The sequence below is a fragment of the Lactobacillus sp. VURO6/B1 (VP7) genome, from assembly GCF_058139575.1.
Genome location: NZ_JBVOWJ010000001.1, coordinates 40,988 through 58,752 on the forward strand (window position 1 = coordinate 40,988; position 17,765 = coordinate 58,752).

The following is a 17,765-nucleotide window of genomic DNA, read 5'->3' on the forward strand; positions in this document are numbered from 1 at the left end:
AATTTTAAAAATTCCAACTAATCCAGAATTTTTAAATTGTATAGTTCCTTTTTCACACCACGGGTATCTCCATGCGTGTAAAATTTAACACCATACAATCTAATGTCGCTGTTTTCACCAATAATATTAATATTTTTTGGACGGATACTTTCTAACAATCTTTCCTTCCATTCATCTTTTTCTAGTAACTGTTCCCCTTTAGGTTCGATATAAACTTGATAAATAATATTGCCATTATCTAAAACTAGAATAAAGTCAGGCATATAACCCTCATAATGTTTAATATCTTCATTTTTAAACTCGTGCAAACTCCAATTAGCAATAGTTTCCTCATTTCGAATTAAATAAACATTGTCATATTTTTCCTTAAAATCTTTAATCAAACTACCTATCATATTAATCAAAGAAGATTCTAGCTGATCTGTAATTGCATAATCATAAGGGAACCATTTATTATCCTTCATATTTTTCGGACAGATAAGTTCGTTAATAAACTTCTTATTAGACGCTTGTGGTACTAGCTTGCTATAATCTTTAACCACATCCTTTACAGCAATAGGTATAAACTCCTTTGTTCCTCGTTCTTTACGATAATTTTTGATAATTTTTTCTTGGATTTTATGTAAAGCAATATCTAAAACTGATAGTTTTTCTGTTGCAGAGAGGGACACATCATAAAAATCAGGTACACGAGCCATGACATTTAATTGCCCTAGCCAATTGGATGATTTGATAAACTCATCTACTGATTTTAGCATTGGCAAATACTTTCTCATTTTATCAAAACGATAGAATTTGTTTCTCGCTATGGCTTTCTTAATCAGTCGATAGTCATTCTTATCAGAAAAATCAACCACTTTATCATACCTAGTATTTGATTCTCGGACGTAAGAATACTCACCACGCAGTTCATTCTCTGTAGTACTCATATTGTAGTCAATAACCATGTTGAAGTTATCAATCCCATAATCACCAATATCTTTATATTCAGAATCAGGCACTGCTTCTGTTTTGTTATAAAACAGATTCCCATGTTTATAAAATTCGTCTCCCTTGAATGATGATTTCACCTTAGCACTAAAAGTCTGATAATTACTGTCTTGATTAACAATTAAATCCATATTATCAAATGATTTGTTCAAATTATCAATATATTTTGAATTATTAATCGTATGGTAATATAGCGTTTCAAGTAATTTCTTTTCTTGAGATGATGTCTGATCGAATCTTCTTGTATATGACCTTTTGCCTTCATAGCTAAATGGATAGTACCTTGCACCTCGTCCTATTAATTGTGCTTCAGAATTGGTCTGTTTAAGTGAATTGGATTCTTTTTCCTCTGATACTCGTACAATATCAAAAAGATTAAGAACATCCCATCCCTCTGTCAGTTTCGCAACTGCAAAAATAATTCTAAATGGATTGTTGATGTCTTCCAGAGTATTCAAGTTTTTAAAATCAGTGTTATTAGTTAGGATTCCTTTAGTACCAGCTTCGTTAACGTTAATAGTAGTATTAGGATTAAAATCTCTCTTAAGCTCTGATACTGCTTTATCAATATCTTTAGATAGCCAATAATCATAAGTCATCGATAAAGCGTTACTTTGTGCATTTAGCTTTTGATTAGTCACTAGAAAATCATGGAGTGATTTAGTAGACAGATTTTTCATCCTTGCTAAGAATTCATGTTTAACAGCCTTAGACGTCTTGATACGATTAGATTTAACTAACAGGATCGGTTTAAAGTTTGGAATATTTAGCTTCTCTGCTATTCTTTTACGATATTGACTTAACAATACTGCATTAAATAATTTTTGCATATTGTCATTATTGGCCTGCAATCTAAAAACGTTTTTAGAATAACCTTCATCCATAAACTGACTAAGATCATATTTGTAAATAATCTTGTCTTTGTACTTTTCGTAAACTTCCTTTTTGTCAACATCAATTGTAGCTGTGAATTCTAATTGGCGGTTATGTTTATTAGAATCCCTAATTCTATCTAGCAAATTTTCCCAAGAATTTTCTTCACGTTGCTTTTTCTTAGTATCCACATTAAAGTGGTGTGCTTCATCTGCTAAGATGATGATCTTATGCTTCTTTAAAGCGTCAAAGGTTAAAGCATTTTCTTGAGGATCATTTAATTCATTAGATAATGATTGAACCGTAGCAAGCTTGATATAAATGGTATTAGCTTCTTGATTGATTGGAAAAGATTCTACCGCCTTTAGATCAATTCTTTCACCATCAATATTTATTGGAGCTGAAAATAGATACTTAGATGAATTAGTACTCAAGAAATTATCTTTTGTCTTGTCAACTATAGCAGTTGTATTAGAAACAAAAAGAAAATTAGTGTAGTTAAATTCTTTATAATAATAAAGAATAATAGCAGCCATTATATCTGTCTTTCCAGACCCAGTGGCCATATTAAACATCAATTGATTATATTTTTCATCTGCATCTTTTTGTCTTTGTGACCAATCTAAAGAAAATAATGCAGTCTGTTGATATGGTCTCAGAGTATGTTTTAAATTTTCATCTATGTAATAAAAATCAGGAAGCTTAGTAAAATAACTACTAATAGCTTTTTTAGCTTTTTCAAGAGTGCTAAAAGGCTTTATATTCACTACTTTTTTCATTATTCTTCACCTACTTCATTTGAAGAATAAAAGCTTTTATTAAATTTATAATCTGAATCAGATATCAAATCTTTAACATTTGCATCATCAATATCAAAATAATTATAGTACAATTGGTTCTTATCAATAATTTTAATAAGTTCCTTTTTACGGTCTGAAAAAGACGGTAGTTCACCAGCTTTGAGGGATGTTTCAAATTTATCTAGATCTACTCTAAAATCAATATCACCATTTTGTTTCATACGAGCATAAACAGACATTAGATCATCTATATCTTTTGCATTTTGAATGTCTTTTAAATAGCCTTGATTTTTCTCCATAAGTTCAGCATAAATGAATGAACCTCCACCTTGCCAATTGACATCTTTAGAAATTCCGCCTTGTTCGCCACCTATAACTTTTTGAAGTCGCGGTACTGAAACAGTTTTGATATAGTCCATTTGTTCAATCCCAATGAAGCGACGATTCATCTTCATAGCAACTGCTTGAGTTGTTGCTGACCCCATGAAAAAGTCTAAGACTATATCATTTTCGAAAGAACCTAAATTTATTAAAAATTGTATTAATTTTTCGGGCTTTGGAGTACCAAATACCTTTGATCCAAATAGTTTAGTTATTTCCGAAGAAGCATGGGTATTCATTATTCCCTCTATTATATTCTTCCATGGCGCCTCTCTTTTTATTTTTTCTCCCTTATTATTAACATATAAATATACTTTATATTTCAGTTTGTATTCATCATTATGTTTAACAAATTCACAGAAGCCGTTATCTAATCCCCATTCAACTTTTTCTTTACTCCATTTCCAAATCCATCCATCATTTACAAATTTACTTCTACCATGTGGATACAAAGTTTTTCCATCAGGAGTAATTACACCGTAATTTAAAGAATCACTATACTGCAAACCGCCTCTATCCAACGTATCATAATAAAACGGTCCTCGTTCTTTAACATATTCGTCGTGATACCTATATCTTTTTTTATCATAAGAACCTGGATTTTTAGAGAATGTTACCTGATCTTTGTTTTTAGCATAAACAAGTATATATTCTGTAATTATCGCAACACTTGTCGTATCTGAAGAACCTGTTTTCTTTTTCCAAATTATATTACCAATAAACTGTTCACGACCAAATATATCATCCATTAATACCTTTAAATAAGGCATTTCGTTGTCATCAGTTTGAATAAAAATAGCACCATCTTGTCGTAGTATATCATATGAAATTTCCATTCTATTTTTCATAAATGTTAACCATGCTGAATGATTAAAATGATCATTATATGCAAAACTGTCATTTCCTGTGTTATAGGGCGGATCTAAGTAAATTAATTTAATTTTGTTAGCATAGCGTTTTTTCAAACTATAAAGTGCTATTAAGTTATTTCCCTTAATAACCAAGTTATCATTATCTGAAATAGAATCTACTCGATCCTTTCCTTTTCGATCATATTTGATAGCATTAACAAAGATTTTAGGTTCTAACAGTTCATCAATTTCCGATTTAGCTAAGGTTTCATTCAAGAATGGTTCATTAGCATCTACCGAATGTTCAATATCTTCCTTAGTCATTCCCGCTTTTAAAATACAATCCTTGTAAGGAAAATCTAAGACGACGTCAGAAGAATCATCAATATATCTTCCACCTACTGTTAAACCTATTTTATTATTGTATTTAGTAAAACTATCTTCCCAGTATTCCTTGTAGCGAAGCATATCTATAAATTTATTAACTTCAAAAATCTCTACATCAGCAATCTTGGAAGTATATGATTTATGTAATAAGTCATCATTTAAAATTGCAGCCATTAGATCTTTATCATAATTATCAAGATCTTCAATTACCGCATTTCTCTTTAAAGCTCCACTTTTAGTAAAGTATTTCTTGCCAAATAGCTCCAATACCTTTCTTATATGATCAATTGCCTTTGATTCTACAGTCATTATTTATTACTCCACTTTTGATATCTTAACAATAACTATATTATATCTTATTAAATGCAATACAAAACCCCTAGTTTCAATTAACTAGAGGTTCTCTTTTGATACACATTAGTATATATTTCATTTCTTCAAATCAAATACCTTGTATACCAGTATTACTATTATTATGATTTGCAAACATCTTTTTACTTTTTTGCGTAAAAACTCTTCTTTTTTGATAACTAGTGAGTTGATTCCATTTCTTTTAAACTTTTTCACTCAATAATACTTTTTTTTATTCCCACTCAATCGTTGACGGTGGCTTACTGGTGACATCGTAGACTACGCGGTTAATGTTTGGCACTTCATCAACAATACGCGTTGAAATCTTTTGCAAAACATCCCATGGCAAGCGAGCAAAATCAGCGGTCATCCCATCAATTGATGTAACGGCACGAATACCAATGGTATAGTCGTAAGTACGACCGTCACCCATCACACCAACAGACTTGATACCGGGTAAGACGGTAAAGTATTGCCACACTTTTTCCTGTAAACCGGCTTTTTTAATTTCATCCCGCAAAATTGCATCACTGTCACGCACCAGTTTGAGTTTGTCCTCGGTTACTTCGCCAATAACGCGAATACCAAGACCAGGTCCCGGGAATGGCTGCCGCCAAACTAAATCATGCGGAATGCCTAATTTTTCACCCAGTTCACGCACTTCATCCTTAAATAACTTACGCAAAGGTTCAATTAATTTAAAATGCAGATCTTTAGGTAAACCACCAACGTTATGGTGCGACTTGATTGTCTGGGCAGTATTTGTGCCACTCTCAATCACGTCGGTGTACAGGGTGCCTTGGGCTAAAAAGCCCACATCCTTAATTTTCTTTGCTTCGTCCGCAAACACCTCAATAAACTCTTTGCCAATGATTTTCCGCTTTTGCTCGGGATCGGTGACACCTTTGAGTTTATTTAAAAAGCGCTCTTGAGCGTTTACTCGAATAATGTTAACGCCTAAATCCCGGTTCAAGGCTGCCATTACTTCATCGCCTTCGTTTTTACGCAACATACCATGATCCACAAAAATGGCTGTCAGCTGATTGCCAATTGCTTTGTGTAAAAGTGTAGCGGTGACGCTGGAATCTACCCCGCCAGATAAACCCAGAATTACTTTTTTATTACCTACAGTTTTTCTAATCTCAGCAATTTGCAGGTCAATAAAATCGGACATTGACCAATCAGCTTTAGCGCCGCAAACTTTAAAGGCAAAATTACGCAAAATATCAAGACCATACTGCGTATTGCGCACTTCCGCATGGAACTGAATACCATACATTTTAGCTTGATCGTTAGCAATAGCGGCAATCGGGCAATTCTTACTTGAAGCGACCGTTTCAAAGCCAGCAGGAGCCCCAGTGACCAAATCACCGTGACTCATCCAGACATATTCATCTTTGGGCAAACCGGCAAATAAAACGGAGTTAGTATCTTCAACTTCGATGTCGGCACGACCGTATTCAGAATTAGCAGCTTTTTCGACCTTGCCGTTTAAATAAGAAGCCATTAGTTGCATCCCGTAACAAATGCCCAGAATGGGTATGCCCAACTTAAAAATTTCAGGGTCAACTTTCAAAGCATTTTGGTCATAAATACTGTTAGGACCTCCCGAAAAAATAATGCCCTTGGGGTTAATCTTTCTTATTTGGTCCATACTAATATCATGCGGCAACAACTCGGAATAAACCCCAAAATCCCGCAGCCTGCGTGTGATTAGTTGATTATATTGACTACCAAAATCCAGCACAATAATTTCATCAAAGTCACTAATATTCTTTTTCACCGACATCCAAGCTCCTTTACTAACTATCTTCAATACCATATCAACTTTACTAAGAAATAGGTCACTGGTCAACAATTTTTTAGCGTCATACTAATAATTCACGAATATTTTTAAAAATAATTATCTAAATAATTCGCGATTTCATTCTAAAATTGGTCTTGCACATATTATGCGACTCTGTTACAATGCTTGCAACAGGAAAATAAATATCTATATATTGCCGTAATGAGGTCGGCAGTTTCTACTCAGAACCGTAAATTCTGAACTATGGATAATTTGGCATTTTATGTGGCTATTTGCTACTTTAAAGGGCTTTTTTACCATAGTTTTGGTAGAAAAAGCCCTTTTTGTCTTGAAGGAGGAAAAAGTGAAATTATTAGAAGACCGGATTCGCAGTGACGGAGACGTTTTACCAGGTAATGTTTTAAAAATTAACTCGTTTTTAAATCATCAGGTAGATCCCGAACTAATGAAGAAAGTCGGAGAAGAATTTAGTCAACTATTTAAGGACAGTGGCATCACAAAGGTGTTAACCTGTGAAGCTTCGGGAATTGCTCCCGGAGTAATGACAGCCTACGAATTACATGTGCCAATGGTCTTTGCCCGTAAGAAAAAGCCCGCTACACTTAATGATGCGGTATATTGGGCAGATGTTTATTCTTATACTAAAAAAGTCACCAACCAGATTTGTGTTGAACAAAAATTTTTGGATCAAGATGATTGCCTGCTAATTATCGATGATTTTCTAGCAAATGGAGAAGCTGTTAAAGGCATGATTAATATTGCTAACCAAGCTGGTGCTCAGATTGCCGGTGTCGGTATCGTAGTTGCTAAAACATTTCAAGGCGGCAGTGAATGGCTTAAAAATCACGGCTATCGCCTTGAAGCATTAGCAGAAATCGCTAGTTTAGCTAACAATCAAGTACATTTTGTGGGGGAAAAATAATGGCAGAAAAAGAAGTTAGCCAGCAAAAAGCAGCGGTTTTAGGTTTACAGCACTTATTAGCAATGTATTCCGGGGCAGTCGCTGTACCCCTTCTAATTGGTAATGCACTAAAATTTTCTCCTGCACAAATGACCTATCTAGTTTCAATTGACATTTTCATGTGCGGCCTTGCGACACTTTTGCAATTAATGCGCAATAAGTACTTTGGTATTGGCTTCCCAGTCATTTTGGGCTGCGCCATTCAAGCAGTTGCCCCCTTGCAAATGATTGGGCAGAAATTCTCAATTAACGACATGTATGGTGCCATTATAGTTGCCGGCATTTTTGTCGTTTTAATCTCAGGCGTTTTTGCTAAAATTAAAAAATTCTTTCCCCCTGTCGTAACAGGGACTTTAATCACCACTATTGGTTTAACACTTGTTCCAGTGGCAATTCAAAATATGGGTGGTGGCAATTCTGCTGCTAAAAGTTTTGGCAGTGGTCAAAATCTCTTTCTGGCTTTTTGCACGATGTTTATCATCTTGGCATTAGAAATTTGGACTAAAGGATTCATCAGATCAATTTCAGTTTTAATCGGTCTTGTTGCCGGAACTGTCATTGCCGCTTGCATGGGTCTCGTTTCCTTCACTCCTGTCATGGAAGCATCTTGGTTTCACTTACCTCAACTCTTTTACTTTGGCGTACCAAAATTTGAATGGTCTTCCAGCCTGACAATGATCATTATTGCTTTAGTGTCAATGGTTGAGTCTACCGGAGTATTCTTTGCAATTGGTGATCTTTTGCACCATGACGTGACCGAAGAAGACTTGAAAAAAGGCTACCGTGCAGAAGGTATCGCTCAGATTTTTGGCGGTTTGTTTAATGCTTTTCCTTATACCACTTTTTCGCAAAATGTCGGTCTTTTGCAATTATCCGGTATTAAAACCAAGCGTCCGATTTATTGGGCAGGCGGCTTACTCATGGCTATGGGATTGTTGCCTAAAATTGGCGCCATGGTAACAATCATTCCTACCCCAGTTTTAGGTGGTGCCATGCTGGTCATGTTTACCATGATTGCTGTTCAAGGTATCAAAACACTGGCCAAAGTTGATCTCAGTGATAACAATAATGTGCTAATTATTGCCATCTCAATTGGACTCGGACTCGGCGTTACTATTTATCCCCAATTTTTCAAAAATCTGCCGGCTACTGTCCAATTATTTCTAAGTAATGGGATCGTAATTACCAGCTTGTCAGCTACTATCCTGAATTTCTTACTTAAAGGGGGTGATAGAAAGGCAAAACAAAAAACTCAAACTGCAAATATCATGTAAATAAAATTGTTTTTACCCTTGAGACAATTTTGTTTGCGCCAAAAAAGTATCTTCAAAATAAGGAAGATACTTTTTTAATTTGTAAATATTAAAGCACTCATGCTAGCGCTATTTTTCTTTCTGACGCCTAAAAATGAAAAACAAGTTGCCAGCATTTGTTCACCAATTTCCTTAAATGGTTTGTCCACAATTTTTTCAGTATACTTCATAATACCAATTGCTGTAATAAAAATGAGAAAGGATTGCGTCAAAGGAGTAACTGCTACTTCTTCACCACATTTTCTATATCCACTTATAAAAAAAGCAATTAATTTTTGATTTAACCTAAAGTCTTGATAGAAAAGCTTAATAAAATCCTGATAATTGACTCCCATACGAGCTCGCTCAAAATCAATTAAACTCAAATGTCCTCCAACAATTTTATAATTACGCAAGCCTACATCCCCATGTAAAACAGTAGTTGCATGAGCTGTTAGGTCTTCTTCAATATCCGCTTTTCGCGTTGTAAATAAAGCTAACACTTGCAGCAGTCTACTTTTTAATTCCTCATTCTGCAAACTACTAATGTCAAATTTCGCTTTCTCGAAAAGTTGGTTATTTAGGTATATGCCAGAAAAAAGTTTCACTTTTTGATGAAACTGTGACAATTCTATTCCCATGTCAAATGCCATATCTGGAGTGATTCCTTCTTTAATATCAATTGGCGCCAAATCTTTCATGACCAAAACAAATTGTTGCGTCTGCTTGACAACAAAAGAGTCTAATACCCGAGTATTTAGTTGCTCGTTAACAGCTTTTTCAGTTAAAAATTTTCCTGCTTGTGCAAAGACTTTGACAAAAATTTTTTGCTTAAACTTTGCACTATCACCAACAAAAGTGCTGTTTTGTGACTCGTGTGTGATCTTTGTTAAGTCAGCTTGCAATTTTTCTTGTAAAATTTTTTCTATAGTCATCAGCTTATTTCTCTCATTTCACCACTGTGGACAATGCCACAGCGATATAGCACAAAAATAATTTACCGGTTTTTGCCAATCAAGGTAGCAGTATGAAAACGCACCATAAATAATATTCTTCTTTGTATTAATCATTTTTTTCGCCTTCATATTAAAAATAATTCGTCAACCGTTACCTCTAATATCTTAGCCAGGCGAAAAGCAAGTCCTAAAGATGGGTCATACTTATCATTTTCAATGGCGTTGATTGTTTGCCGAGTAACATGAGCAGCTGCGGCTAACTGAGCCTGTGAGTACTTCTGCTTTTTATGTAATTGAGCAATTCTATTTTTCACTAGTTCACTCTCCTGTCAAACATATCGGACATTTTTAGTAAAACATCTTTTACATTTTGAGTAAACATCAAAATTATATTTTAGTTAAAATCTTTAATTCGAAAAAGTAATAATAATTTAGGCTTAAGTTTACTTATTTTTTTGCAAACAACCCGTTTTTTTTAATACAATATAGATTAAGTAATTTTGAAAGGACAGATAAGATGAAAAAAGCAGAATGTACAACTATTCTTGTCGGTAAAAATGCCACTATTGACGGCTCAGCCATGATTGCCAGAAGTGAAGACGGTGGCCGTGAAATAATTCCTGAAGGTTTTGAACTTATTACACCGGAAAAGCAACCTAAGCATTATGAAAGTGTCATTAGTCACCAAAAGATTGATGATGAAGATTTAGCAGAAAAGCCTTTACGTTATACTAGTGCACCTGATGTTTCTGGCGAAAGCGGCATCTGGGCTGCAGCCGGAATTAATTCAGAAAACGTGGCAATGACTGCTACTGAAACTATTACCACTAACGCACGTATTCAAGGGATTGATCCACTGGTTACTGAGGGTGGACTTGGTGAAGAAGACTTTGTTACTTTAACATTGCCTTATATTCACAGCGCGCTTGATGGCGTTAAGCGCATCGGCTATTTACTGGAAAAATATGGTACTTACGAAATGAACGGTATGGCTTTTGCCGACCACGATGAAGTTTGGTATCTAGAAACTATTGGTGGTCACCACTGGATTGCACGTCGTATTCCTGATGATGCCTACGTTGTTGCTCCTAACCGTTTAAACATTGATGAATTCTACTTTGATAAAGATGGTTTTTTAGCTGATGATACCTTAGAAGATTTAATCGCTGAATATCACCTCAACCCTGACCGTGAAGGTTACAACATGCGTCATATCTTTGGTAGTTCAACTATTAAGGATGCCCACTACAACAATCCTCGTGCCTGGTTTGTTCACAATTACTTTGATCCAGAATTCGGCGGCAAGCCAACTGATCAGGATCAACCTTTTATTTGCTACGCAAACCGCAAGATTAGTATTGAGGATATTTGTTTTGTTGAAAGTTCACACTATCAAGATACCCCATTTGATCCATACGGTGATCAGGGTACGCCTGAGCAAAAGAAAACCTACCGTCCAATTGCACTAAACCGTAACTTCGAAACCCATATTTTGCAAGTTAGAAATGATGTTCCAGAAGAGATTGCCGGTGTGCAATGGCTTTGTTTTGGTCCAAATACCTTTAACAGCTTCGTCCCATTCTACACGAATGTCAACGACACGCCAGCCAGCTTCCAAACTGGTCCTAAATTTGATTTGAATAAAATTTTCTGGTTGAACAAATTAACAGCACAATTAGGTGACACTAACTTTAAGGTCTACGGTGAACTAGAAAATGACTTTGAGCAAAAATCATTGGCCCAATGTCACTTCATTCAACATGAAACTGATAAAAAAGTTGCAGGTCTGTCAGGTAAAGAAGCTGAAGATTTATTAACTGCAGCCAACCAAAAGATGGCTGATCAAGTTTACGACAACACCATTGAACTGCTGGGTAACATGGTAAATGAAGGCCATAATCTAGCAATACTTAAGTTTGACTTGTTAGACTAATTTAATAATCAAGCTCTAAAGAAAAGTTAAAAAAGGCTCAATTACGTTAACTAACGTAGTTGAGCCTTTTATATTGCCTATTTAGCAAAAAGTACAAATTTTAATGGAATCTGTCGTTACCTAATTCTTATTTGATAAACATCAGGATCCACGAATTCTTCACTACACTGAACCATCTTGCCATCCTGATTTTTAAGTACATTGTCAATATTCAATAATGAGCAGCCAAAAGGCTTAGCAAGCAAATCAGATAATTCTTTATCAGCTTCAGTTGCACTGACTAATGTTTCTTGAGGACTTATTTTTTTAATAAGTGGATTCTTTTTTAATGCTTCATATAAAGATACTTCAATGTCACTTTTTTGCAAAAATTCATAGAATGGAGCCAAAATATAACTATCATCAACAATTACTGGTTGTTCATCAAGAAATAGAACCCTTTTAATGTTTAAACAAGTTGACGAATTTAAGCGAAAAATATTTTGAATTCTGCGTGACGGAATAATTTGGGCAAAATTGATTATCTTGGATGAAGGTAAAAAGCCGTTCTTTTTAGCCGTATAAGAGAAACCTTCTACAGAATTAATCCGCAGAAGCTTTTTTACTTTTCCAGGTTTCCTGACATAGCTGCCATTACCTTGAATTTTTTCGATTAGTCCTTCAGTAGCCAACTGTTTTATTGCCTTTCTTAAAGTTACGCGACTAACCCCAAATTCATCTTGTAATTCACTTTCGGTAGGAAGCTTGGAATCGACCGGATATTCACCATCCTGTATTTTTTGCTTTAGTTTTAACATTACTTGATAATACAAAGTATTTTTTGCTTTCATTCTTTTGAAAACCAACTTCACTTCAATTAAAATTACTTAACGCTATTTGCTTTAGTTATTAAAACATCTTTTATATCCGGATAATTCCTGACATTAAGATCCTTACCCTGACCAGTATAAAGTAGATAAGCAAATAATTGCAACGGTATACAATATTCTAACGGGCAGAAATCTGCATCATTTAAAAATGATCCTTTTAATACGTGGTTAGAGGATATTCCTTCTTGTGAACCAATAGAATATGCATGATCAGTTTGTTCATTCAAGGCCTTGAAAAGCTTATTAGCTCTTTCATAGCCATAATTTACTGGTGCAACAATAATAGTATATGTTTCTTCATGCATTGAAGCAATAGGGCCATGTAAAAATTCTTCTACTTCGAAAGGTTGGAAATAATCTCTAACGGTTTCTAGAGATTTTAATGCACCTTCCATGATGGTGCCTTTATTATTACCATAACCCAATAAGTATCCGTGATGGCAGTTTTTCAAATCAGCTGAGTTTTCTTCAAACCAATTCTTACTTTCTTTGATGATTTCATTTAAGTTATTGACCGTTTTTTCCAGACGATCAATATATTCGTCATATTCTTTAGCGGTCAATTGGCCCGACTTTTTAGCCGCTTCCAGTGCAATTAAATAAAAAGTAAGAATTGATGCACTATAACCTTTTGTTTTAGGGCCAACGTGCTCAAAGCCGCAGGCCAAAACAATCTTGTTTTGCGCTACTTGTGAACAAGAATTATCCCGATCTTCAGTAATCACAAAATTATCACAATTCAGGCTGTTTGCTCTCTTTAAAGCTGCAATTGTGTTAGTGCTCTCTCCTTCTTGGGTAATAGCTATGACTAGATCAGCACTTGTTGCCAATTGTTCATAATGAGCAAAATTATATGAATTTACCGGAATTATGTGCTTTTTCAAGATTTTTTCCATAAAAGGTTGTGCTGTAATACAAGAATTGAAAGATGTACCTGAGCCAACCAAATAAATGTTGTGGTATTTATTCGTATTATCTGCAAAAGTTTGTGCAAAATTGTTGTACAATTGCCCTCTATTGGCAATCATTTTTTTAAGTGTATCTTCTGTTTCATCAATATAATCAATCATTGACCAAGTTTTCATTATTAATTATCCCTTTCTCACTTTAATAGCATTTTTTACTTAAAAATCCCGAAATATTTGAAAATTATTCCGAAAGCGAAGCAGCCAATCATAATCCAAGAAGTTTTAACGTGCTTCTTTTGCAGTAACCAGTATATGAAGAATGTAACTGCTAATGGCAACAAATCTGGACATATTTGATCAACAATATTTTGTAGATTCAAAACTGTTTTACCCGACTTAAAGACATAAGCAAACTTGATATTAACCATTGAAGCTATCATGCCGCCAATTACTGTCAGACCCATGACAGAAGCAGCATTAGTCGCCTTTTGGAAACCACTGCCGCTAGATAGAGAATCAATTGCTTTAGTTCCTAGATCATAACCAAGAAACAGCCCATAATATCTGGTCAAGAAATGAGGAATATTGTATAAAATCAAAAATAAGATTGGTCCTAGGATATTTCCCTTTAAAGCTAAAGTAGTACCGACACCTGCTGCAATAACTCTGAATGTTCCCCAGAAAAATGTGTCTCCAATTCCTGCCATTGGCCCCATCAAGGCAACTTTAATATTGTTAATAGTTGAAATGAAAAAGTTGGAATTAGTAGCTGCTTCTTCCTCCATTGAAGCTGTAATTCCTAGTATAAAAGGCGACATAGCATAAGTGGTATTGTACACTTCAGATTCTCGGGTCAAAGCTTTACTCAAGTCCTTTTTATCAGGATAGAGCTTTTTTAACACAGGAATAATTGAATAGGCGAATCCAGGAGCCTGCATCCGGTCCATACTATAACAAGCTGGTAACAAGAAAGCGCGCCAAAATACTGACATTAAATCTTTTCTGGTTAACTTTTTTCCTTTAAACATTTCTTCTTTAGATTTCATTGTCTTCTGTCTTCCCTTCGACTCCACTGCTGTTAGATAATAATATTAATGCTGCAATTACTGCACCAACCATTGCAACTCCAATGTTAGTAAGCTTAAAGAATGCTACCAAGATGAAGCCTAAAAATAGGTATGGCGCAAATTTTTTGGTAAATGTCAGTTGCATAAGCAATGCAAAACCTAATGCCGGTAAAATACCTGCTGCTAAGGCAAATCCGCCTGTAAGCCAATCTGGAATAAATTTCACCAAAGATTTGAATACCGGTGCGCCTAAAAGCATAGCTACCAAAGCGATCAAGAATGGGAAAATGAAATAATTAAATAAACCCAGCCATTGATTTCTTTCCATCGTCTTAGTATCGCCTCTGCCAGCAGCTTCTAATGACTTTTGGCTTAAAATCTGATTTAAAGGCACATAAGTGATGTATTTTGTTGCCATTGCGAATGCAGCAATCGGCATTACCAGAGCAAGTGCAAGTTTAGGGTCAGTATGCGATTGCAATACTAGCGCAGTACTGAGTGCACCACCCAAAATAACATCAGGTGGTGCGGCATTGGCTCCAATTCCTACAACACCCATCGAAAGAAGTTCAATTTGAGCTCCTAAAATCAAGCCTGTTTTAACATCTCCATAAACTAACCCCACCAGCGTACAAATTACAAGTGGCCTTTCCATCATGGTCATACCGAAAAGTCTTTCATCAATATGACCAATACCTGCAATTAACGCAACCAAGAATGACTGAATCATAGTCTACCCTCTTTCTTTTCAAACATAATCACTGTTTATCAGTAATACTTTTAAAAGTATTTGACAGATCTTCAAATTTATGGTTAGGCGTCGGTTGCATACCGACTTTTATTCCTTTAGCCATAATTCTCTTAAATGAATCGATATCCTCCAACGTTAAATTCAAATTGTCACGGATCATTGGAGCATTTTTTCTAATTCCACCAATAGTTATCTTTTCAACCCCACTCACATGCTCACAAATTTTTTCAGCATCAAAAGGATTATTAGTTAGAACCATGACGCGATAAGAACTATTTTGTGGATTATTTAAAAATTCAATAGCTCCATCAATTGTCCTAAAACCTATTTTGGTACTCGTTGGTACAGCCAACTTCATAGTACTTCGACGAATTTTATCGTTAAAAACGGCATCATTCGCTACTAAAACTACATTTGCTTGTACTCTTGGAATCCAAGTCATGACAACTTGACCATGTACAAGACGATCATCCATATGCATTGCTACAATCAAAACAATATCCTCCTGTCTATAAATAATACCTTTTAAAACATATTATACATATTTTAAATATTTTTACAATATTTTATTAATAACTATTTAATTTTAAGTCATAAAAACCCGCTAGATTTAACAGATTTAAGCTAGCAGGTTCTGATAAAATATTTTTTTATTTGGTTGATGTTTACTTCATTAAAAATATAACAGAAGAAAATTTACAGGTCTATTTAGTTATTTTTGTGCCATGTCCAAATGATCCCTTTTGCCTAATCGTTTTAGCAGCAGCTAGAGCAGCTTTAGTTAGGCTCTCATTTATATCTGCTCCTGAGAGATTTTTTAAGCTTTTAGCTTTAGTGAGCAAATAGACCACGAGATTGGCAAAAAATGTATCTCCTGCACCCATAGTATCAATGGGCTCAGGATCATATTGAACTTGGCCAACATACTTTTTTCTTTGATTGCAGTCAAACAGCAAAGGAGGCTTACCGCCATTTGTAAATAAGACCAAAGCAGTATTAAGTCTCATGCACTGCGTTAATATTCTTTCCATATCTTCAGTTTTTGCTTCTGATAAAGAAAATTGTGCAATATCAACATTTTTGGCTACCTGATTTAAATACTCAACAGTATGATATTTAGCCATTTCAGAAAAATCGTAAGCAATTATATTTCCTCGTTGGTGAAGCTTAGCAATAACATTTTCAGAATTTGCATGGCACGCACTATATACCACCAGCGCCGAATCCAACATTTTCATTAAACCAGGTTCATCTAGTGATGGTAACTGCCTCGTACCTCTGATACTGTCAATAAATTGACGATCCCCATCCACAATGTTTACAAAAGTCTTTTCGGTTTGAGCATTAATTCGGTTGCAAAATGAGGTATTTACATTTTCATCTTTTAAACTATTTAATATTAATTCCCCATCATCATCTTTTGCTAGACTACCAACATAGTATGAATCAACAAGTTGTTTTGGCGCAAAAACAGAAAAGTTAACTGCATTGCCCCCAGGATATTTTACATTTTGGTTTTGATAGTAATCTACTACATTATCTCCTAAACCAACAACGTATTTTTTTGACATCTTAAACAGCTCACTATCTAATAATCTACTACTCGATAATAGCGACGCTTAGTTAGAGGATGATTTCTAATATCTTCCAAATGCAAGCTCACTCTGCGTAAAGCGGCCCACATTACTGATGGCTCAACTATTGATCTAAATTTAGCTGAAATATGCGGTAAGTCAAATTCTTTCATATCAAACTTAGTGAATTGGTCTGTGTATTTAGTAGCAAAGTTAGCCACCCGCTCGTCTAGCGGTCTCGTTGCTCCTTCTGATTCAAGCAGTACCACTGGAACATCCTTCTCAACCAATTCAAATGTACCATGGAAAAATTCAGGTGAACTAACTGATTTTGTTCTAAGCCATTGTGATTCTTCTAACACACACATTGAATAACTATAAGTCGTTCCCCACAGGTCACCAGAACCAACCCAAATTTGATAGTCGGCATTTTGATATTTTTCTGCAAATTCTTTTGCCTTACTGTCAACCTCTTGGGCAACAATGTTCATGTCTCCTGGCAATGATTTAAGTTCATCAGCAAAGTGCTCATAGTCATTAAATACATTATTCACTTGCATAATTTTGCCAATCAAGAAATAAAAAGCTAATTCTTGAGGATGGTAGCCAAAAGTATTAACGGCATATGTTGAGTGCTGTGCTAGTGGCGTATTATCTTTGTTAACGATTGAAATAGTTCGTATACCCAATTGTTCCATCTTTTTAGCCAAAGCAACAGTTTCCTTAGTATCACCAGATTTAGAAAGTAGAATAACTATACTATTTTTATTTAGCTTCTTACTTCCTACAGCTAAAAAGTCAGCAGCAGTCAGCAAATAGCTGGGAATTGATGACTTACTTTCCATCCAATAGTTAAATGGCTGCATCACAGCGTTTGAACCACCTGAAGCAGTAAAAAATATATTACTAATTCCTTCTTTTTGCACTTTCAGAGCAATTTGTTCAATGTCAGCCCGTAAGTCATATGCCTTTTTCCCTTCAGTTACAAACTTTTCAGCGTCAAACTTTAACATT

General features: G+C 35.0%; 15 protein-coding genes and 1 riboswitch. Of the genes, 3 read left to right on the forward strand and 12 right to left on the reverse strand.

All coding sequences use genetic code 11. From position 1 onward, the window contains the following. Positions 1–17 precede the first annotated feature (17 nt). The 3 genes from ACZ2M0_RS00205 to guaA form a co-directional block, all read right to left on the reverse strand. On the reverse strand, positions 18–2,642 hold the full coding sequence (locus ACZ2M0_RS00205; RefSeq protein ID WP_490058090.1) for a DEAD/DEAH box helicase family protein: 2,625 nt from the start codon (positions 2,640–2,642) through the stop codon (positions 18–20). Further along, on the reverse strand, positions 2,642–4,591 hold the full coding sequence (locus ACZ2M0_RS00210; RefSeq protein WP_490058091.1) for a DNA methyltransferase: 1,950 nt from the start codon (positions 4,589–4,591) through the stop codon (positions 2,642–2,644). The genes ACZ2M0_RS00205 and ACZ2M0_RS00210 overlap by 1 nt, the downstream gene beginning before the upstream one ends. A gap of 274 nt (positions 4,592–4,865) precedes the next feature. Continuing rightward, complete coding sequence (guaA, locus tag ACZ2M0_RS00215; protein ID WP_490058092.1) at positions 4,866–6,422, reverse strand: glutamine-hydrolyzing GMP synthase; 1,557 nt, start codon at positions 6,420–6,422, stop codon at positions 4,866–4,868. Positions 6,423–6,606: 184 nt separating this feature from the next. Next, a riboswitch (purine riboswitch) is annotated at positions 6,607–6,704 on the forward strand. Positions 6,705–6,783: 79 nt separating this feature from the next. On the opposite strand from guaA, the gene ACZ2M0_RS00220 reads away from it, so the two are divergent. Continuing rightward, entirely contained in the window at positions 6,784–7,362 is a 579-nt protein-coding gene (locus tag ACZ2M0_RS00220; RefSeq protein ID WP_490058093.1) for a xanthine phosphoribosyltransferase, read from the forward strand. Continuing rightward, positions 7,362–8,675 carry a nucleobase:cation symporter-2 family protein gene (locus ACZ2M0_RS00225; protein WP_490058094.1) on the forward strand — a complete coding sequence of 438 codons (1,314 nt, stop codon included), beginning with the start codon at positions 7,362–7,364 and terminating at the stop codon, positions 8,673–8,675. Before ACZ2M0_RS00220 ends, ACZ2M0_RS00225 begins: the two co-directional genes overlap by 1 nt. A gap of 74 nt (positions 8,676–8,749) precedes the next feature. On the opposite strand, the gene ACZ2M0_RS00230 is transcribed toward ACZ2M0_RS00225, so the two are convergent. After that, positions 8,750–9,628: a phosphotransferase gene (locus ACZ2M0_RS00230; RefSeq protein ID WP_490058095.1), complete on the reverse strand. Its 879-nt coding sequence runs from the start codon at positions 9,626–9,628 to the stop codon at positions 8,750–8,752. 146 nt (positions 9,629–9,774) lie between these two features. Beyond that, positions 9,775–9,963 carry a helix-turn-helix transcriptional regulator gene (locus ACZ2M0_RS00235; protein WP_490058096.1) on the reverse strand — a complete coding sequence of 63 codons (189 nt, stop codon included), beginning with the start codon at positions 9,961–9,963 and terminating at the stop codon, positions 9,775–9,777. Positions 9,964–10,166: 203 nt separating this feature from the next. On the opposite strand from ACZ2M0_RS00235, the gene ACZ2M0_RS00240 reads away from it, so the two are divergent. Next, entirely contained in the window at positions 10,167–11,582 is a 1,416-nt protein-coding gene (locus ACZ2M0_RS00240; RefSeq protein WP_223902045.1) for a C69 family dipeptidase, read from the forward strand. Between the two features lie 116 nt (positions 11,583–11,698). Here ACZ2M0_RS00240 and ACZ2M0_RS00245 read toward each other — a convergent pair whose 3' ends face one another. The 7 genes from ACZ2M0_RS00245 to ACZ2M0_RS00275 all read right to left on the reverse strand — a co-directional run bounded on the left by ACZ2M0_RS00245 (position 11,699) and on the right by ACZ2M0_RS00275 (position 17,764). Next, a complete protein-coding gene (locus ACZ2M0_RS00245; RefSeq protein ID WP_223902046.1) occupies positions 11,699–12,412 on the reverse strand; it encodes a GntR family transcriptional regulator in 714 nt (237 codons plus the stop codon). 32 nt (positions 12,413–12,444) lie between these two features. Then, entirely contained in the window at positions 12,445–13,536 is a 1,092-nt protein-coding gene (locus ACZ2M0_RS00250) for an SIS domain-containing protein (RefSeq protein WP_338206910.1), read from the reverse strand. Positions 13,537–13,571: 35 nt separating this feature from the next. Continuing rightward, the gene (locus tag ACZ2M0_RS00255; protein ID WP_223902048.1) at positions 13,572–14,405 is read right to left on the reverse strand and encodes a PTS system mannose/fructose/sorbose family transporter subunit IID; all 834 of its coding nucleotides are present in this window, start codon (positions 14,403–14,405) and stop codon (positions 13,572–13,574) included. Then, on the reverse strand, positions 14,395–15,156 hold the full coding sequence (locus tag ACZ2M0_RS00260) for a PTS mannose/fructose/sorbose/N-acetylgalactosamine transporter subunit IIC (RefSeq protein WP_034981518.1): 762 nt from the start codon (positions 15,154–15,156) through the stop codon (positions 14,395–14,397). The genes ACZ2M0_RS00255 and ACZ2M0_RS00260 overlap by 11 nt, the downstream gene beginning before the upstream one ends. A 28-nt stretch (positions 15,157–15,184) precedes the next feature. Further along, complete coding sequence (locus ACZ2M0_RS00265; RefSeq protein WP_223902049.1) at positions 15,185–15,670, reverse strand: PTS sugar transporter subunit IIB; 486 nt, start codon at positions 15,668–15,670, stop codon at positions 15,185–15,187. 211 nt (positions 15,671–15,881) lie between these two features. Further along, a complete protein-coding gene (locus tag ACZ2M0_RS00270) occupies positions 15,882–16,748 on the reverse strand; it encodes a PfkB family carbohydrate kinase (protein WP_490058097.1) in 867 nt (288 codons plus the stop codon). Between the two features lie 17 nt (positions 16,749–16,765). Next, complete coding sequence (locus ACZ2M0_RS00275; RefSeq protein ID WP_490058098.1) at positions 16,766–17,764, reverse strand: SIS domain-containing protein; 999 nt, start codon at positions 17,762–17,764, stop codon at positions 16,766–16,768. Between the last annotated feature and the right edge of the window lies 1 nt (position 17,765).

What these genes read in the sequence shown, in the direction of transcription:
- ACZ2M0_RS00205 (WP_490058090.1), bottom strand. Translation starts at nt 2,642, where the DNA reads ATGAAAAAAGTAGTGAATATAAAGCCTTTTAGCACTCTTGAAAAAGCT.
- ACZ2M0_RS00210 (WP_490058091.1), bottom strand. Translation starts at nt 4,591, where the DNA reads ATGACTGTAGAATCAAAGGCAATTGATCATATAAGAAAGGTATTGGAG.
- guaA (WP_490058092.1), bottom strand. Translation starts at nt 6,422, where the DNA reads ATGTCGGTGAAAAAGAATATTAGTGACTTTGATGAAATTATTGTGCTG.
- ACZ2M0_RS00225 (WP_490058094.1), top strand. Translation starts at nt 7,362, where the DNA reads ATGGCAGAAAAAGAAGTTAGCCAGCAAAAAGCAGCGGTTTTAGGTTTA.
- ACZ2M0_RS00230 (WP_490058095.1), bottom strand. Translation starts at nt 9,628, where the DNA reads ATGACTATAGAAAAAATTTTACAAGAAAAATTGCAAGCTGACTTAACA.
- ACZ2M0_RS00240 (WP_223902045.1), top strand. Translation starts at nt 10,167, where the DNA reads ATGAAAAAAGCAGAATGTACAACTATTCTTGTCGGTAAAAATGCCACT.
- ACZ2M0_RS00245 (WP_223902046.1), bottom strand. Translation starts at nt 12,412, where the DNA reads ATGAAAGCAAAAAATACTTTGTATTATCAAGTAATGTTAAAACTAAAG.
- ACZ2M0_RS00250 (WP_338206910.1), bottom strand. Translation starts at nt 13,536, where the DNA reads ATGAAAACTTGGTCAATGATTGATTATATTGATGAAACAGAAGATACA.
- ACZ2M0_RS00255 (WP_223902048.1), bottom strand. Translation starts at nt 14,405, where the DNA reads ATGAAATCTAAAGAAGAAATGTTTAAAGGAAAAAAGTTAACCAGAAAA.
- ACZ2M0_RS00260 (WP_034981518.1), bottom strand. Translation starts at nt 15,156, where the DNA reads ATGATTCAGTCATTCTTGGTTGCGTTAATTGCAGGTATTGGTCATATT.
- ACZ2M0_RS00270 (WP_490058097.1), bottom strand. Translation starts at nt 16,748, where the DNA reads ATGTCAAAAAAATACGTTGTTGGTTTAGGAGATAATGTAGTAGATTAC.
- ACZ2M0_RS00275 (WP_490058098.1), bottom strand. Translation starts at nt 17,764, where the DNA reads ATGTTAAAGTTTGACGCTGAAAAGTTTGTAACTGAAGGGAAAAAGGCA.